Raw genomic sequence first — 22,693 nt, forward strand, 5'->3', positions numbered from 1 at the left:
CACGGCCCGCGACCGGCGCCTGTCCCGGCTCAGCGGGGACTGGCTGCGGCCAACCGGGCGACGTGCAGCAGCGCCAGCCGGTAGCCGTCCACCCCGAGCCCACAGATCACCCCGGTGGCGACCGCCGACACCACCGAGTGATGCCGGAACTGCTCGCGGGCGTGAATGTTGGAGATGTGCACCTCGACGAGCGGTCCACGCAGCAGCGCGCAGGCGTCCCGGACCGCGTACGAGTAGTGCGACCAGGCACCCGGATTGAGCACCACGGCGGCCTCGGCGTCGGCCGCCGCGTGCAGCCAGCCGAGCATCTCGTGCTCGGCGTCGGTCTGGCGCACCTCGACGTCGAGCCCGGCGTCCCGGCCCACCTGCACACACATCGCCACCAGGTCGGCGTAGCTGGTCAGCCCGTACACGTCGACCTGACGGCTGCCCAGCCGGCCCAGGTTCGGGCCGTTCAACACGTACGTCCGCACGCCCCGCCACCTCCCGTCACGCCGCCACCTGCCGGTACGCCTCGGCGAGCAACGTGTCAGCCGGGCCGTCGAGGATTCCCGGCCGGGCCAGCGCGTCGAGCACCACCAACCGCAGCCGGCTTCCCCGGGCCTTCTTGTCCACCCGCATCGTGGCCAGCAGCCCCGGCCACGCCTCGGCCCGGTAGCTGGTGGGCAGTCCCAGGGCGGCGAGCACCGACGCGTGCCGGTCGGCGACCGTCGCGTCAAGCCGCCCGGCCAGCCGGGCCAGGGTCGCCGCGTAGACCAGGCCGACCGACACCGCGTGCCCGTGGCGCCAGCGGTAGCCTTCCACCTTCTCAATCGCGTGGGCCAGGGTGTGCCCGTAGTTCAGCACCTCACGCAGCCCCGACTCGCGCAGGTCGTCACCGACGACGTCGGCCTTGACCCGCACGGCGCGCTCGATCAGCTCCCGCACCTGCGGCCCGGTCGGGTCGGCGGCCGCCGCCGGATCGGCCTCGATCAGCTCCAGGATCGCCGGATCGGCGATGAACCCGCACTTGACCACCTCGGCCAACCCGGCGACCAGGTCGACCTGCGCGAGGCTGGCCAGCAGGTCCAGGTCGGCCAGCACCCCGGCCGGCGGGTGGAAGGCGCCCACCAGGTTCTTGCCGGCCGCCGTGTTGATCCCGGTCTTGCCGCCCACCGCCGCATCGACCATGCCGAGCAGGCTGGTCGCCACCGGCACCCAGCGGACCCCGCGCAGCCAGCAGGCGGCCACGAAACCCGCCAGGTCGGTCACCGCGCCGCCGCCGACCCCGACCACCGCGTCGGTACGGGTGAAGCCGGCCGCGCCCAGCTCCGCCCAGACCCGCCCGGCGACCTCGAGCGACTTGCCGGCCTCGGCGTCCGGCACCTCGACCAGCGACGGTTTGACCCCGGCCGCGGCGCAGCCGGCGGCGATCCGGTCGGCCTGGCCCTTCAGCGGAGGCGCGTGCAGCACCGCCACCCGGTCCGCGCCGGGCAGCAGGTCGGGCAACGTGTCGAGCAGCCCCCGGCCGACCAGTACGTCGTAGGGTCGGTCGCCGGGCACCGGGATGCAGGTCGTTGAGTTCATCGGCGCCGAGCCTAGTACCCGGGCCGGTCGGCCGGTGTGCGCAGCAGGGTGGCGATCTCCTCGGCGACCTGTTCCGGGGTACGGCCGTCGGTCGCCACCCGGTGCGTGGCCACCTGCTCGTAGAGGGGACGACGCTGCTCCAGCAGGTGTCGCAGCGTGGCCCGCGGGTTGATCGCCAGCAGCGGTCGGCCGGCGTCGAGGCCGACCCGGCGGACCGCGTCGGCCAGCTCGACGCCGAGGTGGACCACGGTGTGCCCGGCGAGCGCGGCCCGGGTCTCCTCGGCCAGCACCGCACCGCCGCCGAGCGCGAGCACGCCGTCGAAACCGCCCAGTGCCGCCCGGACGGCCGCCCGTTCCAGGGCCCGGAAATGCTCTTCGCCGTCGTCGACGAAGATCTCCGGGATCGGCTTGCCGGCCGCCGCCACGATGTCGGTGTCGGTGTCGCGGAACTCGCAGCCGAGCAGCCCGGCCAACGCCGTACCGGTGCTGGTCTTGCCCGCACCGGGTGCACCGACCAGTACGCAGACCGGGGCAGCCATCAGCAGATCACCGCAGCCATCAGCGGATCACCAGGTGGTCCAGGTACCCGGCGACGTTGCGGCGGATCTCGGCGACCGAGTCACCGCCGAACTTCTCGGTGGCCGCCTCGGCCAGCACCAGCGCCACCATCGCCTCGGCCACCACCGCGGCCGCCGGCACCGCGCAGACATCGGACCGCTGGTTGATCGCGGTCGCCGGCTCCCCGGTGACGACGTCGACGGTCGACAGCGCCCGATTCAACGAGGAGATCGGCTTCATCGCGGCCCGTACCCGCAGCGGCTCGCCGGTGCTGACACCGCCCTCCAGCCCACCGGCCCGGTCAGTCGCCCGGCGCACCCCGGCCGCGGTGGGGATGATCTCGTCGTGCGCGACCGAGCCCCGCGACCGGGCCTGCTGCCAGGCGTCGCCGATCTCCACACCCTTGACCGCCTGGATCGACAGCACCGCGGCGGCCAGCCGGGCGTCGAGCTTGCGGTCCCACTGCACGTGGCTGCCCAGCCCCGGCGGTACGCCGTAGGCGAGCACCTCGACGATGCCGCCCAGGGTGTCGGCGTCGGACTTGGCGGCGTCCACCTCGGCGACCATCCGGGCGCTCGCCTCGGGGTCGAGGCAGCGCAGCGGGTCGGCGTCGACCCGCTCGGCGTCCTCTGGGCGGGGCTGCAGCCCGGGTTTGGCGGCCACCGAACCGAGCTCGACCACGTGCGACACGATCTCGATGCCCAGTGCCTGCCGGCACAGCGCCCGGGCGACCGTGCCGACGGCGACCCTGGCAGCGGTCTCCCGGGCGCTGGCCCGCTCCAGGATCGGCCGGGCGTCGGTGTGGCCGTACTTCTGCATCCCGGCCAGGTCGGCGTGCCCCGGCCGGGGCCGGGTCAACGGGGCGTTGCGGGCCTGCCCGGCCAGCTCGTCCGGGTCGACCGGGTCGGCCGCCATCACGGTGCGCCACTTCGGCCACTCCGAGTTGCCCACCCGGATCGCGACCGGGCTGCCCAGTGTCACCCCGTGTCGCAGGCCGCCGACGATCTCGATCTCGTCCTGCTCGAAACTCATCCGGGCGCCCCGGCCGTAGCCGAGCCGACGACGAGCCAGCTCGCGGCCGATCTCGGCACTGGTCACCTCGACGCCGGCGGGGACGCCTTCGAGGAGTGCGACCAGCGCGGGGCCATGGGATTCACCTGCGGTCAGCCAACGCAACACGTCGGAAAGTGTGGCACGGCGTGGTCGGACCCCGGTGACCCACGTCGCCCGTGTCCCGCCCTCCGGACACCGACTGAGCCGCCCTAACGTACGGTTGGTCGTCTCGGGGGGTGGTGGTTTCGTGCCGTACGACATCCGCCGCCGACCAGCGGTGCTGCTCATCCTGCTCGGCGCGGTCACCGCGGTGGGGCCGCTGTCGATCGACATGTACCTGCCGGCGTTCCCGGCGATCAGCGACGACCTCGCCGCCACCCCGGCCCGGGTGCAGCTGTCGCTGACCGCCTGCCTGATCGGCGTCGCGTTCGGGCAGCTGGTCGGCGGGCCGGTGAGCGACCGGTGGGGGCGGCGGCGACCGGCGCTGGCCGGCTTCCCGGGCTACCGGAATGCGGGCCAGTGCTCCGGCCTTCAGGCCGGGGGTGAAGGCCCGCGCTGGGAGGGCCGCCAGGCCGGGGCAGTGCCTTGACCGGGACGGTTCTGCTGCTCGATGTACTGCTTGATGACGCTGCGCGGTGCGCCGCCGACAGACCCGGCGAAGTACGAGCCGGACCAGAGTTTGTTGGCCCGGTAGTAGTGGTGCACCAGGTCGGGGAACTCCTGCCGGAGGCGGCGCGAGGAGACCCCTTTGAGGCTGTTGACCAGCCTGGCCACGGCGACCTTGGGTGGGAAGTTGACCAGCAGGTGGACGTGGTTGTGTCCGCCGTTGAACTCGACCAGTTCGGCCTCGAAGTCGGCGCACACGTCTCGCATGATCGTCTCCATCCGGGTCACGTGCCGGTCGGCGAACACGTTGTGCCGGAACTTCGTCACGAAGACCAAGTGGACATGCATCGCGAAAGTGCAGTGCCTGCCGGTGCGGATGCCTTGAAGTTCGACCATAAACCAACATGATACAGTGATGGCCGTGCAGCTCCGTTACAACTACCGGATCACCCCGGACGCCGCCCAGCGCACCGCGCTGACGCAGGCGTTCGGGTGTGCCCGGGTGGTTTTCAACGACGGACTCAGGCTGCGTCAGCAGGCCCGCGAGGCGGGCGAGAAGTAAATCTCCGACGGCGACCTGTCGAAGTTGGTCATCACAGCGGCCAAGGCCAGCGAGGACCGGGCCTGGCTGGGTGAGGTGTCGGCCGTGGTGTTGCAGCAGGCCGTCGCCGATCTGAACACCGCGTACCGCAACTTCTTCAACTCGCTGTCCGGCAAACGCCGGGGCCGCAAGGTGGCCCCGCCCCGGTACCGGTCCCGTAAGGACAACCGGCAGGCGATCCGGTTCACGAAGAACTCCCGGTTCAAGGTCTGTGACAACGGCCGCCTGCGGCTGCCGAAGATCGGCGACGTTCCGGTGCGCTGGTCGCGCGGCCTGCCGTCGGATCCCACCTCGGTCACCGTGATCAAGGACACGGCAGGCCGGTACTTCGCCTCGTTCGTCGTGCAGATCGGCGAGGACGAGACGCTGCCGCCGGTCGACTCCGAGATCGGCATCGATCTAGGCCTGACCCACTTCGCGGTCATGTCCGACGGCACGAAGGTGACCGCACCGAAGTTCCTGCGCCGCGCGGCCCGCAAGCTCAAGCGGTTGCAGCAGGCACTCTCACGCAAGCAGAGGGGCAGCAACCGCCGCAAGAAAGCCGTGATCGAGGTGGCCCGCGCTCACGCGCGGGTAGCCGACACCCGGCGGGACTGGCAGCACAAGCTGTCCACGGCGATCATCCGCGAGAACCAAGCGGTGTACGTCGAGGACCTGTGCGTTGTTGGTCTCGGCCGGACTCGGCTGGCGAAGTCCGTGCACGATGCGGGCTGGGCCGCCTTCACCGGCATGCTGGAGTACAAGGCGGAGCGGTACGGGCGCGCGTTCGCCCGGGTGGACCGGTGGCTCCCGTCCACCCGGATGTGCTGCGACTGCGGCCGGATCAACGAGAAGATCGCGTTGAACGTCCGGGAGTGGGACTGCCCGTGCGGCAGTCACCACGACCGGGACATCAACGCCGCCATCAACATCAAGGCCGCCGGACAGGCGGACTTCAACGACCGTCGAGCGCACGTAAGACCAGGACTTGTCCCGGCGGCGCGCAGTGAAGCGGTAACCCACCCGGACGCCGCGTGTTCCACGCGTAGCGTGGAGGGAATCCTCGTCCCTTAAGGCGAGGAGGATGTCAAGTCGTCGTCTCGCTGGCGTGCGCGCTGGCCCCGAACGCCGAGGCACTGGCCGGGTTGCGGCTGCTCCAGGGCTTCGCCGGCGGGGTGGGGGTGGTCGTCGCCCGCGCGGTGGTCCGCGACCTCTACGCGGGTGCCGACGCGGCCCGGTTCTTCTCCCGCCTGCTGATCGTCTTCGGGGTGGCACCGATCGCCGCGCCGGTGCTCGGTGCGGTGGTGCTGCGGGTGACCTCCTGGCGGGGGGTCTTCGTCGCCCTCGCGGTGGTCGCCGCGCTGCTCGCCGTCGTCATGGCCCGCTGGCAGCCGGAGACCCTGCCGGAAGAGCGCCGGAACCCGGACGGTCTGGCCGGCGCCGCCCGCGCGGCCCGGCTGGTGCTCACCGACCGGGCGTTCATCGGGTACGCGTCGACCCAGGGTCTGGCGTTCGCCGGCATGTTCGCCTACATCTCCGGATCGCCGTACGTGCTGCAGGACGGGTTCGGGTTGTCGCCGACCATGTTCAGCCTGGTGTTCGGGGCCAACGCGGTCGGGCTGATCGCGCTCAGCCAGCTCAACGCCCGGCTGGTCGGCCGGTACCGGACCCGACCGCTGTTCGTCGGCGCGTTGACCGCCGGAGCCGGTGCCGCGGCGCTGCTGGTGGCCGGCGCGGCCACCGGTCAGCTGTGGCTGATCCTGCCGGCGCTGGCCGGCTACGTCGCCACGATCGGGATGCTGATGCCGAACGGGACCGCGCTGGCCCTGGAGGAGCACGCCCGGCACGCCGGCACCGCCGCCGCCCTGCTCGGCGCGGTCCAGTCGGGGATCGCCTCGCTGGCCGCGCCGGTGGTCGGGCTGGCCGGCACGGCCAGCGCCACCCCGATGGCGCTGATCATCCTCGGCGCGGCGGTGCTGTCACTGCTCGCTGTGTCGACAGCGCGGCCCGCATCGCCGGTACCGGCGCGGCGACCCCGGTGAACTGTTCGAACTGCCCGACCGCCTGGGCCAGCAGCAGATCCAGCCCGGAGACCACCCGGCAACCGGCGGCAGCGGCCGCCGAGGCCAGTGGAGTCGGCCAGGGATCGTAGATCGCGTCGAAGCAGACCGTGCCGGATGCCCACGGCAGCTGGCCGGCGTACGGGTCGGCGGCCCCCTTCGGCAGGGTGGAGACCAGTACGTCGGTGCCGGCCGCCGCCGTTGGGGCTGCCGACAGGTCGGCACCGGTCATCGACACGCCGAGCGCGCCGGCGACCGGCACCAGTTCGTCGACCGCCGCCGGTCGTCGGGCCGCCACGGTGACCGATGCGGCGGCCAGCGCGGCGGCGGCCGCCAACGCGGCTCGGGCGGTGCCGCCGGCACCCAGCACGGTGAACCGGGCACCGGTGCCGACACCGGCGTCGCGCAGCACCGCGACCATCCCCGCCACGTCGGTGTTGTCGGCGAACCAGGCGCCGTCGGCCCGGCGTACCAGGGTGTTGGCCGCCCCGACCGCGGTGGCCACCGGGGATGCCCGCCCGGCCAGAGCGAGCGCCGCCTCCTTCAACGGCATGGTGACCGACAGCCCGGCCCACTCCGGGCCGAGACCAGCAACCAGGCCCGCCAGCTGCGCCTCGGCGCATTCGATCGCGGTGTAGCTCCAGCCGGTCAGCCCGGCGGCCCGGTAGCCGGCGTTGTGGATCACCGGCGACAGTGAGTGCCCGATCGGCTTGCCGAGCACTGCGGCCCGCCGCCGGACGGCGGTGGACGGTCGGGGGGCGGACACCTCAGAGGATGCCGTTCTGCCGGGCGATCTCGATGTTCTGGTTGTGCTGGTCGAGGGTCTCGGCAAACGCCGAACGGCCCTCCTTGTCGATCGCCACGAAGTAGACCCAGTCCTCGTCCGGCGGGTTGATCGACCCTTCCAGGGCGGCCTTGCCCGGGTTGTTGATCGGCGTGGGCGGCAGCCCGCTGTGCGCGTGTGTGCTGTACGGATTGCTCTCGTCGTACAGCTCCTCGCGGGTCATGTCCTTGGACGCCTTGGTCTCCTGGCCGGTCAGCTCCCAGTAGTAGTTGACCGTCACATCGAACTGCAGGCAGCTGCACGGGAAGGTCTCGCTGTACACCCGGTTGTACGCCACCCGGGAGACCTTGGCGAGGTCCTCGGCGATGCCGGCCTCGGCCTGCGCCAGCGACGCGACGATCAACGCCTCGTACGGGCTGATCCCGCCGCGTTCGGCCTGCACCCGGTCGGCGTACTCCATCTCGCCGGTGACGGTCAGGAACCGGTTGACCATCACCCGGAGGATCTCCGGGGCGGTGACGTCGGGATCGAAGTCGTAGGTGTCCGGAAAGAGGAACCCTTCGGCGGAGACCGTCACCTCCTGCCCGTCGGTGCGGGTCATCCACCACTCGGGCACGCCCAGGGCCAACGGATCCTCGGCTGCGGTGGCGAACTCCTCCGCCGGGATGTCCGTCGACTCGGCCAGCAGCTGGTAGATCTGCTTGGCGGTACGGCCCTCCGGGATGGTCACCCGGTTGGATACCTTGTTCTCCAGGTCAAGCAGCAGGCTGAGCGCGGTCGCCGCGCTCATCTCCAGGCGCAGCGTGTAGAAACCCGGCTGGATGTTCTGGCTGCGGGAGTTGTCCCGGGCCTCGTTGACGAACGCCTTGGTGCTCTTGACCACGCCGGCGTCGACGAGGGTGTTGCCGATGTCGGTGGCGGTGTCGCCGGCCCGGACCTGGACCACCACCTCACCGGTGCCGCCGCCGGCGTAGTCCGGGGTGGCGAAGTAGCCCTGCACCCGGTCGAAGCCGTACCAGACGCCACCGCCGAGCATGCCGAGCAGCAGCACGGTGACCAGCAGCGCGGCGAAGGTCTTGCCGCGACCGCCACCGCCGGACGGCTTCTTGCGCCGCGCGCCCCGACGGTGCCGGCCTTTGTCGGCCCGGTCCTCGAAGGCGAGGTCCAGTTCGTCGATCATCACTTCTGCCTCCGCTGCGCATCCAGCCAGCTCTGCAGGATCTCCACGGCGGCCGCCTGGTCGACCACCGTACGTTGACGTCGTCCTCGGACGCCCCGCTCGGACAGCCTACGGCTAGCGACCACCGTCGACATCCTTTCGTCGGTCGTCAGGACTGAAATCGGCGATACCGCCACTTCGAGTAACCGCACGTATGCGCTGACCGCGTCGGCGGCCGGTCCGTGGCGACCGGCGAGGTTCACCGGCAGACCGACAATAACCGCACTGACCTCGTACTCACGGACTATCTGGACAATTTTCGCGATGTCCGTAGGCACGTCGGCCGGTGTCGTCGGGCCGCCGGTTGACAGGTCCCGCCGCACCGTCATCAACGGGGTGGCGAGAATGCCGTCCGGGTCGCTGATCGCCAGACCGACCCGGACCTGCCCCACGTCAACGCCGAGCCGGCGTCCACGGACGAAGGCGCTCACCTCGTACCGCTCATCTCAGGCCGTTCCGGCGATCGCCTTTTCGACCGCGACCAGCAGGTTCGCCGCCTCGGCCGCTGGCAGCCCACCGCCCTGCGCCAGGTCAGCGTTGCCGCCGCCCCGGCCGTGCAGCGCCCCTTTGACCAGGTCTGCGGCGGACACTCCACGCGACTTGCCGGCCGCGTTCACCGCCACCACCAGCGACGCCTTGCCGTTGGCCCGGGCCGCCACCGCGACCACCGCCGGTCGGGCCGGGTCGATCTTGCCCCGGATCTCCTGCGCCAAGGTCCGTACGTCGTTGCCGGCCGCGCCCTCGGGCGCCTCGGTGCCGACGTAGGCCACCCCGTGCACGTCACGCGCCTGGCCGGCGATCGCCGCCGCACCGCCGAGTACCAGCTGGGCGCGCAGCTTCTCCAGCTCCTTCTCCGCGTCGCGCAGCTGGGTGACGGTCTGCTGGACCCGGTCCGCGACCTGGTCGGCCGGCACCCGGTACAGCTCGGCGAGCCGCGCCACCAGCAGGTGCTCGCGGGCCAGGAAGTTGAACGCGTCGATGCCGACCAGCGCCTCCACCCGGCGCACGCCGGAGCCGATCGACGACTCGGAGAGAATCTTCACCACACCGAGCTGACCGGAGCGGGTCACATGCGTACCGCCGCACAGCTCCCGGGCGTAGTCACCGACCTCGACCACCCGGACCTCGTCGCCGTACTTCTCCCCGAACAGCGCCATCGCACCCAGCCGGCGCGCCTCCTCCTGCGAGGTGATGAACGCGTTCACCTCCAGGTCACGCAGCAGCACCTCGTTGACCTGCTGCTCGATGTCGTGCAGTACCGACGGCGCGACCGCGCCGGGGGTGTTGAAGTCGAACCGCAGCCGGCCCGGCGCGTTCAGCGACCCAGCCTGGGTCGCCGACTCGCCGAGAAAGTTGCGCATCGTCTGGTGCACCAGGTGCGTCGCGGTGTGCGACCGGGAGATCGCCCGCCGCCGCGGGATGTCGATCTCGGCGTAGCCGGACTCCCCGGCGCGCAGCTCGCCGCTGACCACCCGTGCCCGGTGCACGATCAGGCCCGGCACCGGCTGCTGCACGTCGAAGATCTCCACCCGGCCGGCGCCGACGGTGAGCAGGCCGGTGTCCGGCTGCTGGCCGCCGCCCTCGGCGTAGAACGGGGTGCTGTCCAGTACCAGCTCCACCACGTCGCCCTCACCGGCCGCGGGCAGCGCCGCGCCGCCGGCGCCGAGCAGCGCCCGGACCCGCGACTCACGGGACACTTCGGCGTAGCCGGTGAACTCCACCGGCCCGCCGCTGTCCAGCACCCCGCGGTACGCGGACATGTCCACGTGCCCGGTCTTGCGGGCCTGCGCGTCCGCCTTCGCCCGGGCCCGCTGCTCGGACATCAGCCGGCGGAAACCGTCCTGGTCGACCGAGAGCCCCTGCTCGGCGGCGATCTCCAGGGTGAGGTCGATCGGGAACCCGTAGGTGTCGTGCAGTTGGAAGGCCTGGTCGCCGGAGAGTTTACCGCCGCCGGCCGACCTGGTCTGGGCGATCGCCGTGTCCAGGATCGTGGTACCGGCGCGCAGCGTGGACAGGAAGGCGTCCTCCTCGGCGTACGCGTACGAAGAGATCCGCTCGAAGTCGGCGGCCAGCTCGGGGTACGACGGCGCCATGCAGTCCCGGGCCACCGGCAGCAGCTCCGGCAGGGCGCGCTCCTGCCAGCCGAGCAGCCGCACCGAACGGATCGCCCGACGCATGATCCGACGCAGCACGTAGCCGCGACCCTCGTTGGACGGGGTCACCCCGTCGCCGATCAGCATCAGCGCGGTCCGCACGTGGTCGGCGATCACCCGCAGCCGTACGTCGTCGGGGTGCGACTCGCTCGCCGCCTGGCCGGAGCCCGCGCCGTAGCGCTTACCGGTCAACTCGGCCGCCCGGTCCAGGATCGGACGTACCTCGTCGATCTCGTAGAGGTTGTCAACCCCCTGCAGGATCGACGCGATCCGCTCCAGGCCCATGCCGGTGTCGATGTTCTTCTTCGGCAGGTCGCCGACGATGTCGAAGACCTCTTTGCTCTGTACGTTGGTGATCTCGTACTGCATGAAGACGAGATTCCAGAACTCCAGGAAGCGGTCCTCGTCGACCTCCGGCCCGCCGTCCGGCCCGTACGCCGGACCCCGGTCGTAGTACAGCTCCGAGCACGGCCCCGCCGGCCCGGGGATACCCATCGACCAGAAGTTGTCCTTGTTGCCGCGGCGCACGATCCGCGCCGCAGGTACGCCGGTGCGCCGCCAGATGTCGGCCGCCTCGTCGTCGTCGAGGTAGACGGTGACCCAGATCCGCTCCGGGTCCATGCCGAACCCGCCCTGCTCCACCGGTTTGGTGGCCAGTTCCCAGGCCAGCGGGATCGCGCCTTCCTTGAAGTAGTCGCCGAACGAGAAATTGCCGTTCATCTGGAAGAAGGTGCCGTGCCGCGACGTCTTGCCGACCTCGTCGATGTCCGGGGTACGGATGCACTTCTGCACGCTCGTCGCCCGCTGGTACGGCGGGGTCCGCTGACCGAGGAAGTACGGCACGAACTGCACCATGCCCGCGTTGATGAACAGCAGGTTCGGGTCATCGATCGCGGGCAGCGGAGCTGACGGCACCACGGCATGGCCGTTGGCCTCGAAGTGCGCGAGGAACTGCCGCTTGATCTCCGCCGTTTTCACCGAACGTCCTCCTGGGGAAATATCTCCGCGTCACCGACGCTCGGGTCGCCCCGCAGGTCGGCGAACTGGTCGTCGAACGCCACGCCCTCGGCGAACGCGGCCTGGATCTGCTGCTCGCGCTCTGCCATGCCCTCGCGCACGTCCTCCACGAAGGTACGGACCGATTCGACGAAACCACCAGCGGATTCCGACAGCGAGGAGGCGATCCCGGACGGCGTGTAGGACTGGGCGGTCCGGGCCAGTTTGCGGACCACCACCGCGCCGACGGCGATGCCGACACCGAGCCAGAGCAGGCGTTTCATGACGGCGTCCTCCCGGTCATCCGGCGTTGCGCCGGGCTGCCCGGCGCCGCTGCTTCAGTTCCGCCCGTACGTCGCGCTCCTGCTCGGCGTGCCGACGGGCGGACGCGGCGCGCCGGACGCCGTACCCGAAGGCGGCGACCTTGACCAGCGGGTTCGCCGCCGCTGCCGAGACGACGGTGGCGAGGTTCGCCACGTTGGCGGTGACGTTCTGCGCGTGACCGGTCATCGTGTCGATCTTGGCGAGCTGGATGTTGACGCCGTCCAGCGTGGTGTGCACCTGCCCGAGCGCAGTGTTGACATTCTCCACCGAGGTGTTGACCTGGCCGAGTAGTGGACCGGTGCGGTCGTTCAGGTCGTTGATCGCCCTTGTCGCCGCGTCCACGGTGTGCCGCAGCCGCAGGATCGGCACCGCGAGCACCAGCACGAGCATCAGGAACGCTCCGGCCGCCACCAGCGCCGCGATCTGTCCACCGTCCATGCCTGTGTCCTCCTCTGTCACGACGCCTCGCCGCCGCTGCTCACCTGACGGCGGTCAGCTCGCGCCGCACCACCGTGCAGACCCTACCGTCAGTGATGGTCGTCCGCTCACGACGGTTCGACCTCCAGGTCCAGCAGCGGGTCGTCGGTGAAGACCGGATCCGGATCCTCACCGGTGAGCGATGGATCGGTGCTCGGCTGTGGCTTCATCCGGTCGTCACCGATCGCGTTGCGTACCTTGATCGACACGACCGAACCAGTGCAGGTCTCGGCCTCAGCGACCGGCGGCGAGTCGGCCGATTCCCCGTCGGTCGACCCACCGTCGGTCGACTCGCCGGATGGCGGCTCCACCGTCGGCCGCTGCAGTAACAGGTCGTCCGAGCAGGCCGGCGGCCGGACCCACAGGTCGAGGGTGAGTTCGTCGCGGGTCCAGCAGTTGTACTGGCCTTCGACCGGCTGGGACGGGCACAGCTCGGCGTCCCACGGCAGCCACCCGGCGTCGGTCAGTGCCGCAGTATAGACCTGGGCGGTCTCCTCGGTGCCGCGTTCGGAGGTCATCGTCCGCTCGCGGAACCGGCAGTCGATGAGGCACCAACGGCTCCCGCTGACCGCGTCGGTCCGCTCCTGCGCCGCCCACTCGGGCACGTCGAGTCGGTCAAGGGAGTTGAAGACCGGGTCGCGGGTCGCCGCCCGGATGCCGAAGTAGAGCGGGAGGGCGGCCAGCACCACGACGGCGACCATGATCAGGGCCATTGCCCGCAGCCGACGCTGCTGCAGGTTCGGGCGACCCTGCTCGGAACCCGACTGGTCGGCACCGGACTCCTCAGGGCCGGAGTGCTCGGGTTCCGACCGGTCAGGCCGGTACGGCCCGGACCGGACCGGCGAGCCACCCCCACCGGACACCGGGGCGACACCTCCCGGGACCGGCACGGCTCCCGGGACCGGCACGGCTCCCGGGACCGGCACGGCTCCCGGGACCGGCACGGCTCCGCCGGACACCGGGGCGAGTCCGGCCGGCGGCACCGGCCCACCCGGCCGCACCGGCACCGACGCCGACCGGGCCACCGTCGCCCCGGCCCCGGAGACCGGGCGGGGCGGGGCGGGCGTCGGCCGATCGTGGTGCGGCGGCGCGGCGGCACCGGCAGGTCCACCGGACACCGGCCGGCCAGGTGCCGGCGCGCCGGGCATCGTCGCGATGCCACCGGACCCGGGTTGAGCTGGTCGGCCGGGTTGAGCTGGTCGGCCCGGGGGGCTGGGGCGGCCGAAGGTGCCGGCCTCGTTGGGACGGCCCGGCGGGTCGGATCGACCCGGCTGGCCTGGGCGGATCGGACCGGTGGCGTACGGGTCCCGTCGATCGGTGGCCGGCGGCCCGGTCACCGGTGGTCGCGGCCTGCCACCGGCACCGGTCGGCACCGGCCCGGCTGCCGGGACCGTCGCCCGGCCGGGACCAGGGCGGGTGGCGGTCGGCGGGTCGGCCGGATGGACCGGCGGTCCTGCCGGGCGGGTTCCCGGACGGGGCGGCTGGTCGGTGCCCGGGCCAGGCTGCAGACCCCGGGCCGGTGGCACGGCACCGCCCGGCCCGGGGACCACGGGAGCGGCCAGGGGGCCGCCGGGGCCGCCCCGGGATGGCTGGCCAGGGATCGGCGCGGACCGCGCCGGGCGAGGCCCGCCCGAGGTCGGCCGGGCCGGCTCGAACGGCTGGCCGGCCGAGGCATGCCGGCCGGCCGACGGCCGCGATGGTGCCGGGCCGTCCCCCTCGCGGGTCTGACCCGCCCGGTCCGCCCCGGTGGCCGGGCCACGTTGGGGCGTCTCCGGGCGGCGTTGCCAGCCGCTGGTCTCGTCCGCCGGTTCCGGGGCGCGTCGACGTCCGCCGGACGACCTGACCGGCGGAATGATCCGGGTCTCGTCGCGTCCATCGGCACGGGGGCCGGACGTTGGTCGGGTCGGGGTGCCCGGCGCGGAACGGGGCCCGCCGAAGGCGTCGGCGGATGGCCGCTGCGGGGCGGACGGCGGCAACGGCGGTGCGTTGCCCGACTGCGGCACAACCGTGTCCGCCGCTGGCAGGCGTTGCGGCGGTCGCTGGTACCGGCCCGGGGTCGGGCTCGGCCCACCGGATACCGGGCTCGGCCCACCCGGGGCGGGGCTGACGGGCCGAGGTCGGGGTCGGGGTTCGGACGGTTCCGCGCCAGCCGGGGACACCGGCTCGGCCGGCCCTGGACCGGTGCGCGGCTGCGGACCCGGAGGCGGCTGCGGGCCGGCACCCGGCTGCGGACCCGGACCCGCAGGCGGCTGCGGATGTGGACGGGACGGGACGGCGGACCGGGAAACCGCCGAGCGGGACGGCGGGCCGTCCGTCGGGGAGTCGCCGGATGCCCCGGCGCCGCCGGGTCCGATGTCGATCCGCTGTTCCTTGGCGGTCCGCAGATCGTCCAGCCAGCCAGTCTCCTCGCCGCTGACCTCTTCCTCGACCGGTGCCCGGCCCCACCGGCGGCCCTTCGGCTTGCCCTCACGACGCTCGTCGGGGTGATCGGGGCGGTCAGAACCGCGCGCTCTCACTGCTGTACCTCCCCGGCAGCAACGCTGCCGCTGTCATCGGGCACCGGACCAGCCTCGGACGCTGGGACGGATGGATCAGGTTCGGCAGCACCAGCGGACGAGCCGGAGCCGGTGCGTCCAGCGGGCGCGCGGGTGTCGGGCGGCAGGCCGCGCACGATCCGGCGGAGCACCGGCAGCCGCGCGGAGACCGTCCGTTCGGCGCCATGCTCGGTCGGGCGGTAGTAGTCGACACCGGCGAGCTCGTCGGGCGGGTACTGCTGGGTAACCACCCCCCGGTGGTCGTCGTGAGGGTAACGGTAGCCGCCTCCATGGCCGATCCGCCGCGCGCCCGAGTAGTGGCTGTCCCGTAGATGTGCCGGCACCGTCCCGCCCCGGCCGGCCCGTACGTCGGCGACGGCCGCCGCCAGCGCTGCCGTGGTCGAGTTGGACTTCGGGGCGGTGGCCAGGTGGATCACCGCCTGGGCAAGGTTGAGTTGTGCCTCCGGCAGCCCCACGTACTCCACGGCGTGGGCGGCCGCGGTCGCCACCGACAGCGCAACCGGGTCGGCCATCCCCACGTCCTCGCTGGCGAAGATCACGATCCGTCGGGCGATGAACCTGGCGTCCTCCCCGGCGACCAGCATCCGGGCCAGCCAGTGCAGCGCGGCGTCGACGTCCGAGCCACGCATGCTCTTGATGAACGCGCTGGTCACGTCGTAATGGGCGTCGCCGTCGCGGTCATAGCGCACCGCAGCGACGTCGATCGCCCGCTCGGCGGTACGCAGGTCGATCTCTCCGGTGTCGGTCGCGGTGGCCGCCGAGGCCGCCGCCTCCAGGGCGGTGAGCGCCTTGCGCACGTCGCCACCGGCCAACCGGACCAGGTGGTCCTCGGCCGGCGGGGACAGCCGCAGCGCGCCGCCGAGTCCACGTTCGTCGGTCACCGCGCGCCGGAGCAGATCACGGACCGCCTCGTCGCCGAGCGGCCGCAGGGTGAGCAGGACACACCGCGACAGTAACGGCGAGATGACCGAAAAGTGGGGGTTTTCGGTGGTTGCCGCCAGCAACGTCACGGTACGGTCCTCGACCGCCGCGAGCAGCGAATCCTGCTGGGTCTTACTGAAGCGGTGCACCTCGTCGATGAACAGCACCGTCGGCAACCCGCCGGTACGCCGTTGCCGTCGGGCCTCGTCTATCACCGCGCGGACGTCCTTGACTCCGGCGGACAGCGCCGACATCGCCACGAAGCGACGGTCGGTGGCCCGGGCCACCAGGTGGGCGATCGTCGTCTTGCCGCAGCCCGGCGGCCCCCAGAGGATGACCGACATCGGCGCGGTGCCGGTCACCAACTGCCGCAGCGGCGCACCCGGGGCGAGCAGATGCTCCTGGCCGACCAGCTCGTCGAGGCTCGCCGGACGCATCCGTACCGGCAACGGCGCCGATGTGGTCGGGCCGGAGCCGGAGTCTCCCGCCACCACACCGCCCGCCGGCGACGCATCGCGGCGGTGCTCGGCGGGGGGGTAGGAGAAGAGGACGTCGGACTCCATCAGCAAGACAGTACCGGCCCGATCTCGGACGCCGGAAATGCACAGAGATCGGGTTAGTGAACAGCCGGGTCAGCTGCGCCGACGGCGCCGGGACCAACCGCCGCCGGTGCCACGACCGACCCCGGCGAAGAACAGGGTCAGGCAGAGCAGGCCGATCAGCACCATGGTGTTCCAGTTGAACAGGTCGGGCGCACCGAGATCGGTGTCGAGCAGGTCGAGCAGCAGGGCGAAGCCGAAGACGACAGCCGCAGCGATGGCGAACATCAGATCCTCCTGGGGGTTAAGTCGGTCGGCCGATCCATACCCAACGGCCGCGCCGGCCAATCCAGCTTGGACCAGGCGAGACCAGGTACAGCGGTGCGGCCGCGGCCAGCACGGCCGCGCCGACCAGCATCGCCAGGCTGACCGAGGCGGAACCGGCGATGGCCATCAGCACCACCCCTCCGAGGGCACCAGCCGGTTGAGCGACCATCGAGTTGAGCGAGACGACGCTGGTCCGGTGCGGTCCGTCCACCTGCCGGTGCAGCAGGCCCAGGTGCACCGGGTTCGACGCACCGTGGATGGCGTAGCAGGCCAGATAGGCCACGATCACCCCGACCGGCCCGGCAAGCAGCGCCATCGCGACCACGGTCACCCCTTGCAGAATCCGGAACGCCGCAGCGGTCACCGGTGCGCCGAGCCGCCGGCTGAACGCCGGCACCAGGGCCGCGCCACCGGCCGACGCCAACCAGGCGACCGCGCCGACCGGGCCGAGCAGCGCCGCCGCCCGGTCGGCGTCGCCGGCCACCTCCGCCAGCCGCACCGGCATCAACGTCTCGAAGGAGATCATGCCGAATCCCCAGAACAGCTCGACCGAGATCAGGGCGAGCAGAATCCGGGACCGCCGCAGCAGCCCCAGTGCGCCGAGCACAACGGACGGCACCTGCCGGACCGAAGCGGTGAGCGTCAGTGCCCCGCCCGCCGGCCGCACCTCGACCAGCAGCAGCGCCAGGCCGACCAGGCCGACGACCTGCAGCACCCCGGCAACCACGACCGGCCCGATCAACGCGCTGACCGGACCGACCGGCCCAAGCGCCACCAGCGCACCGCTGACCAGGGCGCCGGCGGCGATCGCTAGACCGCCCACAACTCCCCCGTGGCTCAACCCACCTTCGTATCGTGCATCGGGGTCGGTGGCGAGCATGGCGTCGACGTACCAGGAATCCAGCGGCCCGCTCTCCAATGCCCGGTAGAGGCCCTGCAGCAGCATCACGGCGAAGAACAGGGCGAAGGAGTCCGCGACGACCAGCAGCGCCAGCGCCAGCAGGTTCGCCGCCGCCGCGCCGATCAGCACCGGCTTGCGACCAACCGCGTCGGCCAGGCCGCCGGTGGGCAGCTCCAGCAGCAGTACGGCGAACCCCTGCGCGGCGACGACCAGGCCGATCTGCGGCAGCGTCAGTCCGCGCTCCAGCATCAGCAGCACCGTGACGGGGATCAGCAGTCCGGTCGGTGCCCAGCGCAGGCCGTGCAGGATCAGGTAGCGCCGGCGCACCTGCCGGGCGGCCAGGGCGGTCACGGCTGGTCTCCGACCAGCTCATTCCCGGCCGACCCGGCCCGGTCCGCGCCACCGCCCTTGGCCACGCGTGGGAAGGCGTACATGTACAACATCACCTGCTCGGCCGGCCCGTCACCCGGGCCGGGATCGGTGCGGTACCGCTCGATGACCTCGTCGAGGTCGGCGTTGAGTCGCCGCAGCTGGTCGACGGTGAGGGTCAACCGGGTGTCGGAGTACTCCGCGGCGTCACGCCATTCGGTGGAGTAGCCGTCCCGGGCGGTGTGCCAGTCCTCCGCCCAGCGGACGAACTGCTGCACGAAGTAGCTGTTCAGCCAGTCGGCCGCGGCGCGGGCGTCTGGGTCGTCATCGAAGGACGTGTTGCGCCACGAGCTGACCTGGTGCACCGCCCGCCACCACCGCTCCCGGCCGGTGCCCCGGGCCGGCTCCTCGCGGACCAGCCCGGCGTCGGCGAGCTTGCGCAGGTGGTAGCTGGTGGCGCCGGTGTTGGTGCCCAGTTCGTGAGCGAGGCTGGTGGCGGTCGCCGGGCCGTCCAGGCGCAGCGCGCCGAGCAGCCGCAACCGCAGCGGGTGGGCCAGGGTGCGGACCTGGTCCCCGGTTAGCCAGACCGTCGACTGTTGCTCTTCCATATTCTGCACAATAAACCTGCAAATAAAGTGTGCACAATATATGTGCATAGTTTCTCTGGAACCGGTGGGGGCATGGGCCGCAGACATGCGTGGGCCCGGGGTGCACGTGCACCCCGGGCCCACGGCCGAAGGACAGTTACCCGGTCAGGACGGCTCCACCAGGGCTGCCACCCCGGCCGTTCCGGCTGCTGGGGTCGGCGCGACACCGGCCGGTGGCTTCGGCCTGGCGTCCACCCCGGCCTCGACCCGCTGCTGCGCCGTGATCGGCGTCGGCGCCTGGGTCAGCGGGTCGAACCCGCCACGCGTCTTCGGAAACGCGATCACCTCACGGATCGAGTCCACGCCGGCCAGGAGCATGCAGATCCGGTCCCAGCCGAACGCGATGCCGCCGTGCGGCGGCGGGCCGTACTTGAACGCCTCCAGCAGGAAGCCGAACTTGTCGGCCGCCTCCTGTTCGCTGATGCCCAGCAGGTCGAACACCCGTCGTTGCACGTCGGCCCGGTGGATACGGACCGAGCCGCCGCCGATCTCGTTGCCGTTGCAGACGATGTCGTACGCGTACGCCAGGGCCTCCCCGGGCGCGCCGTCGAAACGGTCCAGCCACTCGTCGGTCGGCGAGGTGAACGGGTGGTGCACCGCCGTCCAGCCGCCCTCCTCCGTCGGCTCGAACATCGGCGCGTCCACCACCCAGCAGAACGCCCACGCGCTCTCGTCGACCAGGTTGGCCCGCTGGGCGATCTCGATGCGGGCCGCGCCGAGCAGCTCCTGCGCCTCCCGCCGGTTGGTCGAGGCGGCGAAGAAGATCGCGTCGCCGGGCTTGGCGCCGACCGCGTCGGCCAGCCCGCCCAGGTGCTCGGCCGACAGGTTCTTCGCCACCGGGCCGCGCGGCTCACCGGTTTCGGCGTCCAGCACCACGTACGCCAGGCCCCGCGCACCGCGCGCCTTGGCCCAGTCCTGCCAGCCGTCCAGCTCCTTGCGGGTCTGCGCGGCACCGCCAGGCATCACCACCGCCCCGACGTAGCCGCCCGCGTCGATCGCCCCGGCGAACACCCGGAACGCCGTGCCGCGCAGGTAGCCGGTCAGCTCGGTCAGCTCCACGCCGTAGCGCAGGTCCGGCTTGTCGGAACCGTACCGGTCCATCGCCTCGTGCCAGGTGATCCGCGGCACCGGTCCGGTGATCTCGTGCCCGGCCAGCTCCCGCCACAGCGCGCCGACAATCGACTCGCCCAGCTCGATCACGTCGTCCTGGGTGACGAACGACATCTCGATGTCCAGCTGGGTGAACTCCGGCTGCCGATCGGCCCGGAAGTCCTCGTCGCGGTAGCAGCGGGCGATCTGGTAGTACCGCTCCATCCCGGCGACCATCAGCAGCTGCTTGAACAACTGCGGCGACTGCGGCAGGGCATACCAGGTGCCGGGCTGCAGCCGCACCGGCACCAGAAAGTCGCGGGCCCCTTCCGGCGTGGACCGGGTCAGCGTCGGGGTCTCGATCTCCACGAAGTCACGGTCGTGCAGCACCGTACGGGCGATCTGGTTGGCCCGCGACCGCAGCCGCAGCGCCCCGGCCGGACCGCTGCGACGCAGGTCCAGGTAGCGGTACCGCAGCCGGACGTCGTCGCCGGCGTCGACCTGGTCGTCGATGGGCAGCGGCAGCGGCGCGGCCTCGGACAGCACGGTCAGCTCGGTCGCGGTGACCTCGACCTCGCCGGTGGCCAACTCCGGGTTGTCGTTGCCCTCCGGGCGGCGGTCCACGACACCGGTCACCCGTACGCAGAACTCGTTACGCAGCGCGTGGGCCAGCTGCATCTCCTCGCGGAACACCACCTGCGCCACGCCGGAGGCGTCGCGTAGGTCGACGAAGATGACCCCGCCGTGGTCGCGCCGGCGGGCCACCCACCCGGCAAGCGTCACCGTCGTGCCGGCGTGCGTGGCGCGCAGGCCGCCGGCGTCATGGGTACGAATCACGGCACGGAACTCCTCATCGCGGGTATGGGACTGCTTCCGCATTGTGTCAGCCCGTCCGGTACCGGTCCGCGCCGATCCCGACCCCGCCGGCACGTACCATCACCGGGCCCGACACCATCGCCACCGCTCGCCGCCGGTCCCGGAGTTCACATGCTGCTGCTGAGTTTCGCCGCCGTACTGCTACTCGCCGTGCTGGTGTCGGCGCTGGCCCACCGCACCATCCTGTCCACGGCGGCGTTGTTCCTGGTCGCCGGCTTCCTACTCGGGCCGCAGACCACCGGCGTGCTGGACGTGCAGGCCGACTCGTCGATCGTCAACACCCTCGCCGAGCTGGCGCTGTTCGCCGTGCTGTTCACCGACGGGATGCGGGTCGGCTGGCAGGACCTGCGCTCCGCCTGGCGGCTGCCCGGCCGGGCGCTGGGCTGGGGGCTGCCGCTCACCTTGTTGATCACCGCGGTGCTGGCCCACTACGTAGCCGGGCTGGGCTGGGCGGAATCGCTGCTGATCGGCGCGGTGCTGGCCCCGACCGACCCGGTGTTCGCCGCCGCGCTGGTCGGCAACGAGAAGGTGCCGTACCGGCTGCGGCATCTGCTCAACGTCGAGTCCGGGATCAACGACGGCCTCGCGTTGCCGTTCGTGATCCTGTTCCTGGCGATCGCCACCGGCTCCGGCGACCTGCACCTGAACGAGCTGGCCACCGAACTCGCCGTCGGCCTGGCCATCGGAGTCGCCGTTCCCGCACTGGCGATCGCCCTGGAACGGACCCGGTGGTTCTCCGCGTCGGCCCTGTACGCACCGCTCAACGGGGTGGCGATCGGGCTGCTGGTGCTGGCTCTCGGCCAGGCCACCCACGGCAACCTGTTCCTGGCCGCGTTCGCCGCCGGCAGCACCATCGCCACCTTCGGCCCTCGTCAACGGGCCGCCTTCGAGCACTTCGGCGAAAGCGTCTCCGAGCTGCTGAAGCTGGCTGCCCTGCTGGTCTTCGGCGCGCTGATCTCGATCGAGTTCCTCGGCGAGATCTCCTGGCCGGGGTGGGTCTTCGCAGTGTTGGCCATCTTCGTCGCCCGGCCGGTGGCGCTGGCCATCGCATTCATCCGCTCCGGGTTGGCGCCCCGGGAGCAGGCGGCGGCCATGTGGTTCGGGCCGAAGGGCTTCGCCTCGGTGGTGTACGGCCTGATCGTGCTCAAGTCCGGCATCGACGCCGCCGACGAGGTGTTCCATCTGGTCGCCCTGACCATCGTGATCTCGATCCTGCTGCACTCGTCGACCGACGTGGTGATCGCCAACGCCTTCGACGACGAACGGGAGACGCCGGCCTGGCACGACCGCTTCCGGCGTACCCCCGACACCCCCGACCCGCCTGCGGCTGCCGGCACCGACCAGGACGGGGGCCATCCGAACTGACGACGGATGGCCCCGTCATGGAATCATGGACTCATCCCGGAATCTTCCAGGCATCCATCCGCAGGCTGACCGCTCCGTCAGCGGACACTCCAGTGATCTCCAACTTGACGACAAGCTGCGCAATGCCCGAGTTGATGGCCGCCGCACGGCTCGTCCAGAGGCAGAGCACCACGCCCTGGCGGACCGGCACCTGGGCCTCGGCACCGAGGGGCGCGATGCGGATCTGTTCCGAGCAGTCGTGCGGGGTGAGTCCCGACTCGGCTACCTGGCTGCCACGTACGTCCTGGCCGAGCACCAGGTTCGCCGGTGCGTTGCTGTAGCCGCCGCGTAGCGTGATGTCCGCCACGGCCGCCGGAGCATCGGCCAGTGGCTCGTCCAGATCGGCGTGCATGCTCCTGTTGTTGCCGGACAGTCGCAGCGTCAACGTCTGCTGCGAGTAGTGGACCACGTACTGAGTCTGCGCGTCGAGCGGCGGCTGCGCGGTCGGATCAACTGACGGATCACCGCCGGGCGGCGTGGTGGGCTCCGACCATTCCGGCGTCGCGGGCCCGTCGGGAGTCGCCGGCGCCTCGATCGTCGGCGCGCTGCCCGGCCCCGGCTCCTCGTCACCACCGGCCGACGTTGCCATCGCATCGACACGGTCCGCCGTCCGCAGGGCGATCACGATCGACGTGGCGGCGAACACGAACGCGGCCGCCGCGAGCACTACCGCCCCCGCGACCAGCAAC

General features: G+C 71.8%; 22 protein-coding genes and 1 pseudogene. 5 read left to right on the forward strand and 18 right to left on the reverse strand.

The genetic code is table 11. The annotated features are described in order from the left end of the window. Positions 1–29 precede the first annotated feature (29 nt). The 4 genes from aroQ to aroC are packed head-to-tail and all read right to left on the reverse strand — an operon-like array spanning position 30 to position 3,303. Complete coding sequence (aroQ, locus tag ACFHW1_RS15815) at positions 30–473, reverse strand: type II 3-dehydroquinate dehydratase (RefSeq protein ID WP_416556988.1); 444 nt, start codon at positions 471–473, stop codon at positions 30–32. Between the two features lie 16 nt (positions 474–489). Continuing rightward, entirely contained in the window at positions 490–1,566 is a 1,077-nt protein-coding gene (aroB, locus tag ACFHW1_RS15820) for a 3-dehydroquinate synthase (RefSeq protein ID WP_416556987.1), read from the reverse strand. A gap of 11 nt (positions 1,567–1,577) precedes the next feature. Further along, positions 1,578–2,105 carry a shikimate kinase gene (locus tag ACFHW1_RS15825; protein WP_416556986.1) on the reverse strand — a complete coding sequence of 176 codons (528 nt, stop codon included), beginning with the start codon at positions 2,103–2,105 and terminating at the stop codon, positions 1,578–1,580. Positions 2,106–2,124: 19 nt separating this feature from the next. Continuing rightward, positions 2,125–3,303 carry a chorismate synthase gene (aroC, locus tag ACFHW1_RS15830; RefSeq protein ID WP_416556985.1) on the reverse strand — a complete coding sequence of 393 codons (1,179 nt, stop codon included), beginning with the start codon at positions 3,301–3,303 and terminating at the stop codon, positions 2,125–2,127. Positions 3,304–3,397: 94 nt separating this feature from the next. Here aroC and ACFHW1_RS15835 point away from each other — a divergent pair. Beyond that, positions 3,398–3,682 (forward strand): annotated as a pseudogene (locus tag ACFHW1_RS15835) (MFS transporter); the annotation flags it as partial. A 26-nt stretch (positions 3,683–3,708) separates the two neighbouring features. On the opposite strand, the gene tnpA reads toward ACFHW1_RS15835, so the two are convergent. After that, the gene (gene tnpA / locus ACFHW1_RS15840) at positions 3,709–4,179 is read right to left on the reverse strand and encodes an IS200/IS605 family transposase (RefSeq protein WP_416556984.1); all 471 of its coding nucleotides are present in this window, start codon (positions 4,177–4,179) and stop codon (positions 3,709–3,711) included. 19 nt (positions 4,180–4,198) lie between these two features. Between tnpA and ACFHW1_RS15845 the strand changes: the two genes are divergently transcribed. Genes ACFHW1_RS15845 through ACFHW1_RS15855 form a run of 3 tightly spaced genes read left to right on the forward strand, consistent with a single transcriptional unit; the run spans position 4,199 to position 6,405 of the window. Beyond that, complete coding sequence (locus ACFHW1_RS15845; protein ID WP_416556983.1) at positions 4,199–4,345, forward strand: helix-turn-helix domain-containing protein; 147 nt, start codon at positions 4,199–4,201, stop codon at positions 4,343–4,345. A 24-nt stretch (positions 4,346–4,369) separates the two neighbouring features. Then, positions 4,370–5,437: an RNA-guided endonuclease InsQ/TnpB family protein gene (locus ACFHW1_RS15850; RefSeq protein WP_416556982.1), complete on the forward strand. Its 1,068-nt coding sequence runs from the start codon at positions 4,370–4,372 to the stop codon at positions 5,435–5,437. Positions 5,438–5,466: 29 nt separating this feature from the next. Continuing rightward, on the forward strand, positions 5,467–6,405 hold the full coding sequence (locus ACFHW1_RS15855; RefSeq protein WP_416556806.1) for an MFS transporter: 939 nt from the start codon (positions 5,467–5,469) through the stop codon (positions 6,403–6,405). Here ACFHW1_RS15855 and ACFHW1_RS15860 read toward each other — a convergent pair. The 12 genes from ACFHW1_RS15860 to aspS form a co-directional block, all read right to left on the reverse strand. After that, entirely contained in the window at positions 6,320–7,144 is an 825-nt protein-coding gene (locus ACFHW1_RS15860) for a shikimate dehydrogenase (protein ID WP_416556807.1), read from the reverse strand. The two genes, ACFHW1_RS15855 and ACFHW1_RS15860, sit on opposite strands and share 86 nt — an antisense overlap. A gap of 46 nt (positions 7,145–7,190) precedes the next feature. Then, positions 7,191–8,387 carry an endolytic transglycosylase MltG gene (mltG, locus tag ACFHW1_RS15865; protein ID WP_416556748.1) on the reverse strand — a complete coding sequence of 399 codons (1,197 nt, stop codon included), beginning with the start codon at positions 8,385–8,387 and terminating at the stop codon, positions 7,191–7,193. Next, positions 8,387–8,857: a Holliday junction resolvase RuvX gene (gene ruvX / locus ACFHW1_RS15870; RefSeq protein ID WP_416556749.1), complete on the reverse strand. Its 471-nt coding sequence runs from the start codon at positions 8,855–8,857 to the stop codon at positions 8,387–8,389. Before ruvX ends, mltG begins: the two co-directional genes overlap by 1 nt. A gap of 15 nt (positions 8,858–8,872) precedes the next feature. After that, a complete protein-coding gene (gene alaS / locus ACFHW1_RS15875; RefSeq protein ID WP_416556750.1) occupies positions 8,873–11,557 on the reverse strand; it encodes an alanine--tRNA ligase in 2,685 nt (894 codons plus the stop codon). Beyond that, positions 11,554–11,859 carry a hypothetical protein gene (locus ACFHW1_RS15880; RefSeq protein ID WP_416556751.1) on the reverse strand — a complete coding sequence of 102 codons (306 nt, stop codon included), beginning with the start codon at positions 11,857–11,859 and terminating at the stop codon, positions 11,554–11,556. Before ACFHW1_RS15880 ends, alaS begins: the two co-directional genes overlap by 4 nt. A 16-nt stretch (positions 11,860–11,875) precedes the next feature. Beyond that, positions 11,876–12,337: a DUF948 domain-containing protein gene (locus ACFHW1_RS15885; RefSeq protein ID WP_123601158.1), complete on the reverse strand. Its 462-nt coding sequence runs from the start codon at positions 12,335–12,337 to the stop codon at positions 11,876–11,878. Positions 12,338–12,444: 107 nt separating this feature from the next. Continuing rightward, positions 12,445–13,113, reverse strand: a complete 669-nt coding sequence (locus ACFHW1_RS15890; protein ID WP_416556809.1) for a hypothetical protein — start codon at positions 13,111–13,113, stop codon at positions 12,445–12,447. 1,775 nt (positions 13,114–14,888) lie between these two features. Continuing rightward, the gene (locus tag ACFHW1_RS15895; RefSeq protein WP_416556752.1) at positions 14,889–16,415 is read right to left on the reverse strand and encodes a replication-associated recombination protein A; all 1,527 of its coding nucleotides are present in this window, start codon (positions 16,413–16,415) and stop codon (positions 14,889–14,891) included. A 69-nt stretch (positions 16,416–16,484) separates the two neighbouring features. Further along, positions 16,485–16,679, reverse strand: coding sequence for a hypothetical protein (locus ACFHW1_RS15900; protein ID WP_416556753.1), 195 nt, complete (start codon positions 16,677–16,679; stop codon positions 16,485–16,487). Positions 16,680–16,695: 16 nt separating this feature from the next. Then, on the reverse strand, positions 16,696–17,970 hold the full coding sequence (locus ACFHW1_RS15905; protein ID WP_416556754.1) for an MFS transporter: 1,275 nt from the start codon (positions 17,968–17,970) through the stop codon (positions 16,696–16,698). Beyond that, positions 17,967–18,596, reverse strand: coding sequence for a helix-turn-helix domain-containing protein (locus tag ACFHW1_RS15910; RefSeq protein WP_416556755.1), 630 nt, complete (start codon positions 18,594–18,596; stop codon positions 17,967–17,969). The genes ACFHW1_RS15905 and ACFHW1_RS15910 overlap by 4 nt, the downstream gene beginning before the upstream one ends. 144 nt (positions 18,597–18,740) lie before the next feature. Next, positions 18,741–20,561: an aspartate--tRNA ligase gene (gene aspS, locus ACFHW1_RS15915; RefSeq protein WP_416556756.1), complete on the reverse strand. Its 1,821-nt coding sequence runs from the start codon at positions 20,559–20,561 to the stop codon at positions 18,741–18,743. A 150-nt stretch (positions 20,562–20,711) separates the two neighbouring features. On the opposite strand from aspS, the gene ACFHW1_RS15920 reads away from it, so the two are divergent. Next, positions 20,712–21,965, forward strand: coding sequence for a cation:proton antiporter (locus ACFHW1_RS15920; RefSeq protein ID WP_416556757.1), 1,254 nt, complete (start codon positions 20,712–20,714; stop codon positions 21,963–21,965). A gap of 31 nt (positions 21,966–21,996) precedes the next feature. Here the strand turns inward: ACFHW1_RS15920 and ACFHW1_RS15925 are convergent, their stop codons facing one another. Beyond that, positions 21,997–22,692, reverse strand: coding sequence for a hypothetical protein (locus ACFHW1_RS15925; RefSeq protein WP_416556758.1), 696 nt, complete (start codon positions 22,690–22,692; stop codon positions 21,997–21,999). Position 22,693 lies beyond the last annotated feature (1 nt).

Source organism: Micromonospora sp. LOL_014, from assembly GCF_048060245.1.
Taxonomy (GTDB): Bacteria; Actinomycetota; Actinomycetes; order Mycobacteriales; family Micromonosporaceae; genus Micromonospora_E.